Annotated in this window: 10 protein-coding genes; 1 reads left to right on the top strand and 9 read right to left on the bottom strand. The window is 62.9% G+C overall.

From position 1 onward, the window contains the following. From Q8O80_RS14770 to rsmH, 9 genes are all read right to left on the bottom strand, one after another. On the bottom strand, positions 1-527 hold a 527-nt coding region (locus Q8O80_RS14770; RefSeq protein WP_305580563.1), incomplete at its 3' end, for a Mur ligase domain-containing protein. Then, the gene (gene murG / locus Q8O80_RS14765; protein WP_305580561.1) at positions 524-1,633 is read right to left on the bottom strand and encodes an undecaprenyldiphospho-muramoylpentapeptide beta-N-acetylglucosaminyltransferase; all 1,110 of its coding nucleotides are present in this window, start codon (positions 1,631-1,633) and stop codon (positions 524-526) included. The genes Q8O80_RS14770 and murG, both read right to left, overlap by 4 nt. Then, the gene (locus Q8O80_RS14760) at positions 1,630-2,799 is read right to left on the bottom strand and encodes an FtsW/RodA/SpoVE family cell cycle protein (RefSeq protein WP_305580565.1); all 1,170 of its coding nucleotides are present in this window, start codon (positions 2,797-2,799) and stop codon (positions 1,630-1,632) included. The genes murG and Q8O80_RS14760 overlap by 4 nt, the downstream gene beginning before the upstream one ends. Positions 2,800-2,922: 123 nt before the next feature. Beyond that, the gene (mraY, locus tag Q8O80_RS14755; RefSeq protein WP_305580559.1) at positions 2,923-4,008 is read right to left on the bottom strand and encodes a phospho-N-acetylmuramoyl-pentapeptide-transferase; all 1,086 of its coding nucleotides are present in this window, start codon (positions 4,006-4,008) and stop codon (positions 2,923-2,925) included. A gap of 27 nt (positions 4,009-4,035) precedes the next feature. Further along, on the bottom strand, positions 4,036-5,427 hold the full coding sequence (gene murF, locus Q8O80_RS14750; RefSeq protein ID WP_305580557.1) for a UDP-N-acetylmuramoyl-tripeptide--D-alanyl-D-alanine ligase: 1,392 nt from the start codon (positions 5,425-5,427) through the stop codon (positions 4,036-4,038). Between the two features lie 154 nt (positions 5,428-5,581). Then, complete coding sequence (locus Q8O80_RS14745; protein WP_371136214.1) at positions 5,582-7,018, bottom strand: UDP-N-acetylmuramoyl-L-alanyl-D-glutamate--2,6-diaminopimelate ligase; 1,437 nt, start codon at positions 7,016-7,018, stop codon at positions 5,582-5,584. A gap of 30 nt (positions 7,019-7,048) precedes the next feature. Then, on the bottom strand, positions 7,049-8,758 hold the full coding sequence (locus Q8O80_RS14740) for a penicillin-binding protein 2 (protein ID WP_305580553.1): 1,710 nt from the start codon (positions 8,756-8,758) through the stop codon (positions 7,049-7,051). Next, the gene (locus tag Q8O80_RS14735) at positions 8,758-9,141 is read right to left on the bottom strand and encodes a hypothetical protein (protein WP_305580551.1); all 384 of its coding nucleotides are present in this window, start codon (positions 9,139-9,141) and stop codon (positions 8,758-8,760) included. The genes Q8O80_RS14740 and Q8O80_RS14735 overlap by 1 nt, the downstream gene beginning before the upstream one ends. Beyond that, positions 9,138-10,136: a 16S rRNA (cytosine(1402)-N(4))-methyltransferase RsmH gene (gene rsmH, locus Q8O80_RS14730; RefSeq protein ID WP_305580549.1), complete on the bottom strand. Its 999-nt coding sequence runs from the start codon at positions 10,134-10,136 to the stop codon at positions 9,138-9,140. Before rsmH ends, Q8O80_RS14735 begins: the two co-directional genes overlap by 4 nt. A gap of 265 nt (positions 10,137-10,401) precedes the next feature. On the opposite strand from rsmH, the gene Q8O80_RS14725 reads away from it, so the two are divergent. After that, the coding region (locus tag Q8O80_RS14725; RefSeq protein WP_305580547.1) for a type II toxin-antitoxin system RelE/ParE family toxin at positions 10,402-10,697 on the top strand (296 nt) is incomplete at its 3' end.

The raw sequence follows: 10,697 nt of genomic DNA, 5'->3' as shown, positions 1-10,697 counted from the left end.
GTGGCGGGCAGGCGGTTGAAGGTGCCGTCTGATTCGTCGGCCTCGACCACCATCCATTCGCCATCGCCAAGCCGGGCATTGGTGCCATAGGCATTGATGATGCCGCCATTGATCACCGTCGGATCAAGATTGCCGGCGTCGAGCAGCGCCGCCACCAGCGTGGTGGTCGTCGTCTTGCCATGTGTGCCGCCAATCGCAATGGCAGTCTTGAAGCGCATGATTTCGGCCAGCATTTCGGCCCGGCGTACAATCGGCAGCTGTCGGGCGCGCGCCGCCACCAGTTCGGGATTGTCGCGCTTGATCGCCGAGGACACCACCACCACTTCTGCGGCGCCCAGATTGTCGCCGCTCTGGCCGATCATCACGCTGATGCCCATATCGCGCAGGCGCTGCACATTGGGGTTCACCGCCGCATCCGAGCCCTGCACGGTATAGCCCTGATTGTGCAGGATTTCGGCGATGCCGCTCATGCCGATGCCACCAATGCCGATGAAGTGGACGGGGCCGATATTGCGAGGCATTTTCATCGCGCGTCTTCCAATAGGTTCTTGCCCGAGAGCATTTCGGCGAGATCCGCCAATTTCTCGACCGCGCGCGGTTGGCCCAGTGAACGGGCGGCTTCTGCGGCAGTGCTGAGTGATGCGGGATCCGTTAACAGTTCCGTGAGCCGACTGCCAAGCGATTGCGGCGACAGCGTGGCCTGCTCGGCCACCCAGCCGCCACCGGCTGCCGCCATCACCATGGCATTGTTCTTCTGATCGGCATCAATGGCGCCCGGCAAGGGCACCAGAATGGCCGGGCGCCCCAGCACGGTCAGTTCGGCAATGGTCGAGGCGCCGGAGCGCCCGATTACCAGGTGGGCCTGCGCCATGCGTTCGGGCAGGTCGGTAAAGAACGCCGCCAGTTCAACATTGATCTTGGCGCGGCGATAGACCTCGGCCACGCGATCGAGATCCTCGGCGCGGCACTGCTGCACGATCTGCAGCCGGGGTCGCAGCGTCTCGGGCAGGCCGGCAATCGCCACTGGCACGATATCGGAGATCGCCTTGGCGCCCTGGCTGCCGCCGAACACCACGATACGGATTGGCCCGGTCTTGCTCAGCGCCGGATAGGGGGCACGCGCAACCGCTCGAACCTGGTCGCGCACCGGATTGCCGGTCAGTACCTGCTCCAGCGCTTGCCCATCGGCAAATCTGGTGTTGGCAAAGCTCAGCGCCAGCATATCGGCAAACCGCGCCAGCGCCCGGTTGGCCCGCCCCATCACCGCGTTCTGCTCGTGCAGAATGCCCGGAATGCCCAGCAGGCTGGCGGCCACAAAGGGCGGAAAGGTCGGATAGCCGCCAAAGCCGATTACGCAATCGGGCTTGCTCTTGTTGAGCAGGCCGAACGCCACGGCAATGCCGCGCAGAATGGTAATTCCGCCGGTGACGAACTTGATCGGATTGCGCAGCGAGGGCGTGGCCGATGGCACGACGTGGATCGCCGCGGCCGGGAAATCGCCGCCATAGCTGTCGACCCGATGGTCGGTCATCAGTTCCACGGCATGGCCGCGCCGCTCCAGTTCCTGCGCCAGCGCCATGGCCGGAAACAGATGTCCGCCCGTGCCCCCGGCCATCAGCATGAACTTGGTCATTCTGCTGGTGCCAGCGGCGCGATGGCACTTCTGAAACTAGGCAGGCCGGTGGCCATGCGCTCTTCGGGCTTGATACGGGTAAAGGCCAGCATCAGTCCCATGCCGAAGGCCACCGCAATCATCGAGGTACCGCCATAGGAGACAAAGGGCAGCGTCATGCCCTTGGGGGGGATCAGGTTCAAATTCACCGCCAGATTGATGCCGGACTGCATGGCAAACTGAATGGCCAATGTGGAGGCAGCAAGGCGGGCGAACAGACTGCTCTGCCGCTGCGCGCCCAGCATGGCGCGAATGACGATAAAGGCGATCAGCGCGACCAGCACCAGGCAGAACAATATCCCGAACTCGCCCGCAGCCGCCGAAAACACATAGTCCGAATGGGCGTCGGGGATCAGCTTCTTGGCCTGTGATTCACCCGGGCCCCGGCCAAACCAGCCGCCCTCGAGCAGGGACTGCAGCGCCCGGTCGATCTGGTAGGTATTGCCGCCGCCATCGGGATTGAGAAAGGTGTCGATGCGCCTGGAAAAATGCGGGAAGAACAGATAGGCGCCAAACAGCAGCGCCCCGGCCACACCCGCCAGACCAAAAATGATGAACCAGGAAATGCCGCTGAGAAACAGCAGCACGGCCCAGGTGCCCAGCACCAGCGCCGTCTGCCCGATATCGGGCTGCAGCAACAGCCCGACCACGATAATCAGCATCATCGCCGTCGCCAGGATCTTGCCCGGCACGTTGCGGTGGATCATCGATTCCGAAAACAGCCAGGCGCTGAGCACGGCAAAGGCCGGCTTGACGAATTCGGAGGGCTGCACCGATTGCCCGGCAAAGGAGATCCAGCGCCGCGCGCCCTTGACCTCGGTGCCGAAGCGCAAGGTGGCCCACATCAACACCACGCTGACCACCAGGGTCACGAGGACCGCCAGGCGCGCCTGACGATGGTTGAGCAGGGAAGTGACCAGCATGACCGGCAGGGCGACGATGCAGAACATGGCGTGGCGCAGCACGAAATGCCATTCCGACAGGCCGATACGCTCGGCCACCGGCGGGCTGGCGGCAAAGCTGAGCACCATGCCGCAGGTCATCAGCAGGACCAGCGCACCCAGCAGTTCCCGGTCAATCGACCACCACCACTCCGCCAAGGGGGTTTTTTCGGCACGGGAAAACATCATGGGAAAAGCCGGCTACTCGATACAAACTACATTCAATTGTAGCAGGCCGATGGTTACCGATTTCCCAATCGTTCTTGCGTTTTGCAACTCCGAGGCATCGAAATCGTACCGGCGCGCGCCCTAACGCAACTTGAGCGTGCTCAACCCGATCAGCGCCAGCACGAAACTGATGATCCAGAAGCGGATCACCACCTGGCTCTCGGTCCAGCCAAGATGCTCAAAATGATGATGAATTGGCGCCATGCGGAACACCCGCTTGCCGGTCAGGCGGAATGACACCACCTGCACGATCACCGACACGGTTTCGAGCACGAACAGCCCGCCAACAATCGCCAGCACGATTTCGTGTTTGGTCGCCACGGCAATCGAGCCAAGCGCGCCGCCCAGGGCGAGCGAACCGGTATCGCCCATGAAAATCTGCGCCGGCGGTGCGTTGAACCACAAAAATCCCAGCCCCGCCCCGATCAAAGCGCCACACACCACCGCCAGCTCGCCAGTGCCGGGCACGTAATTGAGCAGCAGGTAATCGGAGAAATTCACGCTACCCACAAGATAGGCGATCAGCGCAAAACAGGCTGCCGCCACCATGACCGGCACGATGGCCAGCCCATCCAGCCCGTCGGTCAGATTCACCGAATTGCCCGCCGCCACCACCACAAAGCCGCCGAACAGAATGTAGAAATAGCCCAGATTGAGCGCCAGATCCTTGACGAAGGGGAACAGCAGCGAATTGCTGTACACGCCCGAATTGAGCTGGGAAATGGCAAAGGCCGCGATGGCCGCGATCACCGCTTCCAGCAGCAGTCGCTGGCCGCCGCCAAAGCCCTTGTGGCTCATGCGCTTGACCTTGAGATAGTCGTCGTAAAAGCCGATGGCGCCAAAGCCCAGCGTGACGAACAGCACCACCCAGACATAGCCATTGCCCAGATTGGCCCATAGCAGGGTCGAAATCACCGCGCCCGACAGGATCATCAGGCCGCCCATGGTGGGCGTGCCCTTCTTGGTCAGCAGGTGTCCGGCCGGACCATCTTCGCGGATCGGCTGCCCGGTCTGCTGCTTCAGACGCAGCAGGGCAATCATGCCCGGACCGAACATGAACACGAAGAACATCGCCGTTATCACCGCACCAGCCGTGCGGAAGGTGATGTAGCGGAAGACGTTGAAGGCCGTTAGCGTGTCACCCAGCTGGCCGAGAAAATACAACATGAAAGGCAGGGTCCTGGTTGGCTGGGATCAGTTGAGAGCGAACTGTTTGACAATGTGGTCAACGATGGTCGACAGCCCCACGCCGTTGGACCCTTTGACCATAACTGCGTCGCCATAGGCAAGGCTATTGCGCAGTATGGGCGCCATCTCCGACGCCGTTGCTGTGTGTGCACTCACGCGGTCGCGCCCCAGCGCCTCGGCCAGGGCGCCCATGGCCTCGCCCACCAGATAGATCTGCTCGGCGCCCGAGGCGCGCACCGCATCAGCCAGACTGGCATGCAGTGCCGCTGACTGCGCGCCGAGCTCCAGCATATCGCCCAGCACCACCACCTTTCGGCCCTGCGGCGCCACCTGGGTTGCGAACACGTCGAGCGCCGCTTTCATCGAAGCGGTATTGGCATTGTAGCTTTCATCAATCAGCAGCAGCGGCTTGTCGACCGGCCCCAGGACCTGCCGTAGTCCCCTGCCCGCCTGCAGCCCGAAGCCGGCCAGCGCCCGCAGGGCAACCGCGATCTCGACCCCGGCCTGATAGGCCACGGCCAGCGCCGCCGTCGCATTGGCCACCATGTGACGGCCCGGCACATTCAGCACCAGGCTGTGACGCACGTCGTTATGCACAATGGTGGCAAAGCTCCTGTCGGCGGCCGTCTCGACATCAAGGGTCTGCCAGTCGGTGCCGCGTGCCTCGCCATAGGTGACGATATTGCTTACCCCGGCGGCCCGGGCCTCCTCGAGCAGCACCGCCAATTGCGGGTGATCGGCATTGATCACCGCCGTGCCGCCCGGCTCCAGCCCGGCAAATATCTCCGCCTTGGCGCGGGCGATGCCATCAAGCGAGCCGAACGCTTCCAGATGCGCCGCGGCCACTGTGGTAATGACGGCAATATGCGGCCGCACCAATTGCGCCAGCGGGCGGATTTCCTCGGGCCCGCTCATGCCCATTTCAAACACCCCGAACTGGGCACTCCCGGGCAGCCGCGCCAGCATCAGCGGCACGCCCCAGTGATTGTTGAAGCTCTTGATTGAGGCATGGGTTTCCCCTGCCGCCTCGAACACCACCCGGATGGCTTCCTTGGTTGTGGTCTTGCCCACACTGCCTGTCACGCCCACAATGACGGCGCGGCTGCGCGCCCGGGCCGCCCGCGCCAGATCGCGCAAACCGTCCAGCGCGTTTTCCACCACAATGCGCCTGTCGCCACGGCCCCGGCTCACCAGCGCGGCGACAGCGCCATTCGCCAGCGCCTGCTCGACGAAGTCATGCCCATCAAACCGGTCGCCCTTGATGGCAACAAACAGGGCGTCGGGCCCCAGTTCGCGGGAATCTATGGAGATCGAACCGATGGGCGTGGCCGGCACAAGGTCCGTGCTCCCGCCCGTGGCGGCAAGGATCTCGGCAATGGTGTAGAGGGGCTGCGTCATCAGATCCGTCCAGGCACGCGATGCAGCACCTCCCCTTCGACGGGGGAGGTTGGGAGGGGGTGGCGGTCACGCACCATGGTCAGAGCGCGCGAGCTCCCCTCCCCAACCCTCCCGGCCAGGGGGAGGGTGTCAAATCGAGTGCGTGGCAATAATCCTACCCCTTGATTGCCGCAGCCACGACCTCATGGTCGGAGAAATGATGCTTGGTGGTGCCCACGATCTGGTAATCCTCGTGGCCCTTGCCGGCAATCAGCAGGACATCACCTTTCTTCAGCGCCTTGATCGCCGTGGTAATGGCCTCGCGGCGGTCGCCAATCTCGGCAGCGCCCTTGGCTGTCGCCATGATCTCCGCCCGGATGGCATTGGCGTCTTCAGTGCGTGGATTGTCATCGGTGACGATGACCACATCGGCCATGCGCGCGGCAACTTCGCCCATCATGGGTCGCTTGCCCTTGTCGCGGTCGCCGCCAGCGCCGAACACCACATGCAGCTTGCCTTTGGCATAGGGCCGCAGCGCCGCCAGCGCGGCTTCCAGCGCCACTGGCTTGTGCGAATAATCGATAAAGATCGCCGCGCCATTATGCTCGGCCACCAGTTCAAGCCGCCCCTTGGCGCCCACCAGTTCGCTCAGGGCGGGGAAGGCATCGGATTTGTCGACGCCCGTCGACATGGCGAGCGCTGCCGCCACAATGGCGTTGGACACCTGAAATTCGCCGGTCAGCGGCAGATGGAAGCTGAGCTTTTCTCCGACATGACGCACTTCGACGCGCTGCCCATAGCCTTCGGGCTCAATTGAGAGCACTTCGATATAGGCGCCTTCACGGCCCACGGTCAGCAGGGTTGCGCCCGCGCTGAGGGCGGCAAACATGAAGGGCTCGTATTCGGGGTCATCAACATTGACCACTGCCGGGCCGCTATCCACCAGCAGATCGGTGAACAGCCGCAGCTTGGCATCGCGATAGGCATCCATATCGGCGTGATAGTCGAGATGATCCCGGCTCAGATTGGTGAAGGCCACTGCTTCAAAATGCATGCCGTCGAGCCGGCGCTGGTCAAGTCCATGGCTCGACGCTTCGATCGCCACGTGATCAATCCCCTGCGCCTTGAGCGCCCGCATCGACTGGTGCAGCGTCCGCGAATCCGGCGTGGTGTGCATGCCTTCGATCAGTCGCGTCGCCGTCTCAACGCCCAGCGTGCCGATGCTGGCGCCGGGGACCCCGGCATGGCTCCAGATCTGGCGCACGAACGAGGCCACCGAGGTCTTGCCATTGGTGCCGGTGACCGCCACGGTAATTTCGGGCTGCGGTTCAAACACGCGCGAGGCGGCCCTGGCATAGGAAGCCCGCACATCCTTGACGATAATGACCGGCACCCCCGGATCGCCCACCGGAGCCACATCGCTGATGATCGCCAGCGCGCCGCGCCGGACGGCCTCGGCGACAAACTGGTTGCCATGCACCTTGGCGCCCGGCAGGGCAAAAAAGATGTCACCCGGCTCAATGCGCCGGCTGTCCGAATTGAGGCCAAAGACTGCACCCAGACCCTTTTTGGGGCGGGCGCCGGAGCCTTCGAGCAGTTGCGTTACGCTTATTGACACGGGGACAAACCCTTCTGGATCGATCTATCGGATGGCGGGAGGAACAAGGTTTTCATCGAGAATTTCGGCAAAATCAGGAGCAACGCCCAGCATGGGAGCGACACGCTGCACGATACGGCCGGTGACGGTGCCGGCATTCCAGCCAGCGGTGGTGCCCTGTTGTGCATTTTCGGCCTTGGGCTCGTCTACCATGATGATCATCGCATAACGGGGGTTATCAAGAGGAAAAGCCGAGCCGAAGAAATTGGTGACCTTGCTGGACGAATAGCGCCCATCGACCACTTTTTCGGCCGTGCCGGTCTTGCCGCCAACGCGGTAGCCCAGCGCTGCCTTGTTCATTTGCGAGCCCGAGCCCTCGAGCGCGTTCAGCCGCATCAGATAGCGGACTTCATCGCTGGCTTGGGGGCTGATAACGCGGCGATACTGCGCCTGCGCCGTCGCAAGGTCACGCTTGTAGAGCGTGGGGGCAATATAATTGCCGCCGTTCACAAAGGCCGCATAGGCCGTGACCATGTGCAGCGGCGACACCGACAGCCCATGGCCAAACGAGGCCGTGGCCGCGCCAACCTCGGACAGTTCCTTGGGCACCGTCGGCAGCCGCATTTCCGGCAGTTCGAACGGCACGCGGGTGTCCAACCCGATGCGGGTCAGGAAAGCGCGGAAATTGTCCTTGCCCATGGCCTGCATGACGCGGATCGTGCCGATATTGGAGGAGTATTTGTACACTTCCGGCAGGCTCAGAATGCGGTGCTTGCCATGAAAATCGTCGATCGTGTAGCGGCCGAACCGAATCCCGAAGCGCGCATCAAAACTGTCGGTAATCCTGACCGCGCCGCTGTCGAGCGCGCCGGCCATGGTGACGGTCTTGAAGATTGAGCCCGGCTCGAAAATGCCTGCCGTGATCCGGTTGAAACTGTCCTTGACCAGCGCGGTGGCCGGCTGATTGGGATCAAAATCGGGCAGCGACGCCAGCGCGATGACTTCCCCGGTATGGATGTCCAGCATCACCCCCGCCGCCGCAATCGCTGAATAGCGCTGCAAGGCGTCAACCAGTTGCTCGTGCATCACATGTTGCACGCGCATGTCCACGCTCAGATCCACCGGAGTGAGCGCATTGCCGCGCGCCAGCCCCAGATCCTGCAGCAGCGCAATGTCTTCGCCATCCATGTGCCGCTCAATGCCGGCAATGCCGCGATTGTCGATATTGGTCGACCCCAGAATATGGGAGGCCTCGTTCATGCCCGGATAGAAGCGCTTGGACTCGGTGATGAAATCAATGCCGGGAATGCCCAGCCGCATCACCCGCTCCTGAATGGCCGGGCTGAGTTCGCGCTGCACCCAGACAAAGCCCTGCTCGCCGGTCAGCCGCTCGCGCAGCCAGTCCGCGCTCAGATCGGGCAGCACGGTGCGCAGTTTGCGTACGGCTTCCTGCACATCAATGATGCGGCGCGGCTCGGCAAACAGCGATGGCACCCGGATGTCGACGGCCATTTCCAGGCCATTGCGGTCCAGGATCGGCGGCCGCGTCGCGGTAATCACATCACGCGCCTGGCCTTCAATGGCGGAGTCGGTTTCAACCAGCCCCAATTGCACCAGCCGCCCGCCCACCAAGCCAAAACCCAACACCAGCGCCAGGATCATCCAGCGGATGCGCGCCTGGGTGAGATTGCCGCGCACCTTGCGGGCGCCATCCAGTGCAATGGTCGGGGCGTGTCCGTCAGCGGTGATGGCCATTATTCGATCCCCTCCAACTCCAGGATCGCATCGATCGGGTCGATACCCGCCTCCAGCGCGGTAAACAGGGAATCCATCGCCGCGCTGTTCGGCTTGGCCGGTCGCATCGGCAGATCGGCAAACGAGCCGAACTGCTCCTGGCGCACCGGGGCAATATCCAGCGCCATCGCATGCCGCTCGACGATCGGGGCGATATGGCCCGGCTGGCTGAGCACCGCCTCGTCGGCCTTCAGCAGGGACAGACTGCCCTGCTGGCTGTCGATCTGGGCAATCAGCGCCGCGCGTTCATTGGCGGTGTTCTCAATGGCGAATTTGAGCGTGTATACCCCGGCCAGCATCAGCACGCTGGTAAAGATCAAAATGATGTTGAGGTTGCGGATCATGCTTCGCGCACCTTGGGCACGCTCAGACCACTCAGGCTCACCGGCCGCGCCTCGATTGCCGAGCGCGTCGCAGCCCGCAGGATGGCCGAGCGGGCGCGCGGATTGCGCCCCAGTTCAGCCGCGCCGGCCTTGCGCGCCTTGGCCACCTCGACCCAGCGCCGCGGCTCGCCCACCACTTGCGGCAGGTGCCGCGACTGGGCCGGACCGCCCTTGTCGGGATCAAGGAAGCGCTTGACGATACGGTCTTCCAGCGAATGAAAGCTCACCACCACCAGCCGGCCGCCCTCGCCCAGCAGGCGCTCGGCGGCAAACAGCGCGCCGACCAATTGCTCGAACTCGGCATTGACCGCAATGCGCAGCGCCTGGAACGAGCGGGTCGCCGGATGGGCGTCGCCGGGCTTGCGGCCAATAGCCTTTTCGATGATGCGCGCCAGTTCCAGCGTGCTCTGGATCGGCGCGATCTCGCGCGCCGCCGTGATGAACTGGGCAATGCGGCGTGATTTACGCTCCTCGCCAAAGGCATAGAGCAGATTGGCCAATTGCTCGGTTTCCAGTCCATTGACCAGATCGGCGGCGCTCTCGCCCGCCCCGCTCATCCGCATGTCGAGTGGCCCGTCGCGCATGAAGGAAAAGCCGCGCTCGGCCTGGTCGAGCTGCATCGAGGACACCCCGATATCGAGCACCACGCCGTCAATCGGCGCATGCGCCGCGGCCAGCGTGTCCAGTTCGGAAAAAGTGCCGGGGACGAAGATAAAGCGGTTGCCGAATTCGGCAGCCAGCGCATCGGCAAACGGTTGCACGCTGGGGTCACGATCAATGCCGATGACGGTGGCTCCCGCCTCCAGCAGGGCGCGCGAATAACCGCCGGCGCCAAAGGTGCCGTCGACAATGCGCTTGCCGTCAAGCGGGGCAAAGGCAGCCAGAACCTCGTCCAGCAGGACGGGGCGATGCGGGCCAGCCTGCTCACTGGTTTCGGGCATGGAACGCTTGCCCATAAAGGTCACTACTCCGCTACCAGCGCAACATGCCGGTTCGACAACTTGCCCCTACATTGCATCACGACGTTTAAGATTCTGTTTCCCATGCGGCGGCTGGCGGGGAATTTGGAGGGTGGTGGAGCAGTGGGGTAAAACCACTTCTTGCGCAATTATGCCAATAATGGCATATTGCACCAACATTGGGAGACAGAATCCCAAACACACTGGACGGGAAGGTACGTCATGTCGGAAAAATTCGAACAATTTTGGAAAGTGCCTCCAAATGAAGCCTGTTCACTTTATCGGCTCCAGCCTCGCCGACCTTAGAACATTCCCGGCTGACGTTTTGCGCGATGTCGGCTTTGCCCTGCACCAAGCTGAACACGGCGAAAAGTCGCTGCATGCCACGCCACTTGCGGGCTTCGGGGGTGCAGGCGTTCTCGAAGTTATCGCCAATGCTGACGGCAATACCTACCGCGCGGTCTATACCGTCCGCCTGAGCGAAGCAGTTTTCGTGTTGCACTGCTTTCAGAAGAAATCAAAGGCCGGCATCGCCACGCCGGCCAAGGAAATGGATCT

It is taken from the genome of Devosia sp. (assembly GCF_030689745.1).
GTDB classification, from domain to species: domain Bacteria; phylum Pseudomonadota; class Alphaproteobacteria; order Rhizobiales; family Devosiaceae; genus Devosia; species Devosia alba.
This window is presented reverse-complemented; position numbering and strand designations above follow the sequence as displayed.

What these genes read in the sequence shown, in the direction of transcription:
- Q8O80_RS14735 (WP_305580551.1), bottom strand. Translation starts at nt 9,141, where the DNA reads ATGATCCGCAACCTCAACATCATTTTGATCTTTACCAGCGTGCTGATG.
- Q8O80_RS14760 (WP_305580565.1), bottom strand. Translation starts at nt 2,799, where the DNA reads ATGTTTTCCCGTGCCGAAAAAACCCCCTTGGCGGAGTGGTGGTGGTCG.
- murG (WP_305580561.1), bottom strand. Translation starts at nt 1,633, where the DNA reads ATGACCAAGTTCATGCTGATGGCCGGGGGCACGGGCGGACATCTGTTT.
- mraY (WP_305580559.1), bottom strand. Translation starts at nt 4,008, where the DNA reads ATGTTGTATTTTCTCGGCCAGCTGGGTGACACGCTAACGGCCTTCAAC.
- murF (WP_305580557.1), bottom strand. Translation starts at nt 5,427, where the DNA reads ATGACGCAGCCCCTCTACACCATTGCCGAGATCCTTGCCGCCACGGGC.
- Q8O80_RS14740 (WP_305580553.1), bottom strand. Translation starts at nt 8,758, where the DNA reads ATGGCCATCACCGCTGACGGACACGCCCCGACCATTGCACTGGATGGC.
- rsmH (WP_305580549.1), bottom strand. Translation starts at nt 10,136, where the DNA reads ATGGGCAAGCGTTCCATGCCCGAAACCAGTGAGCAGGCTGGCCCGCAT.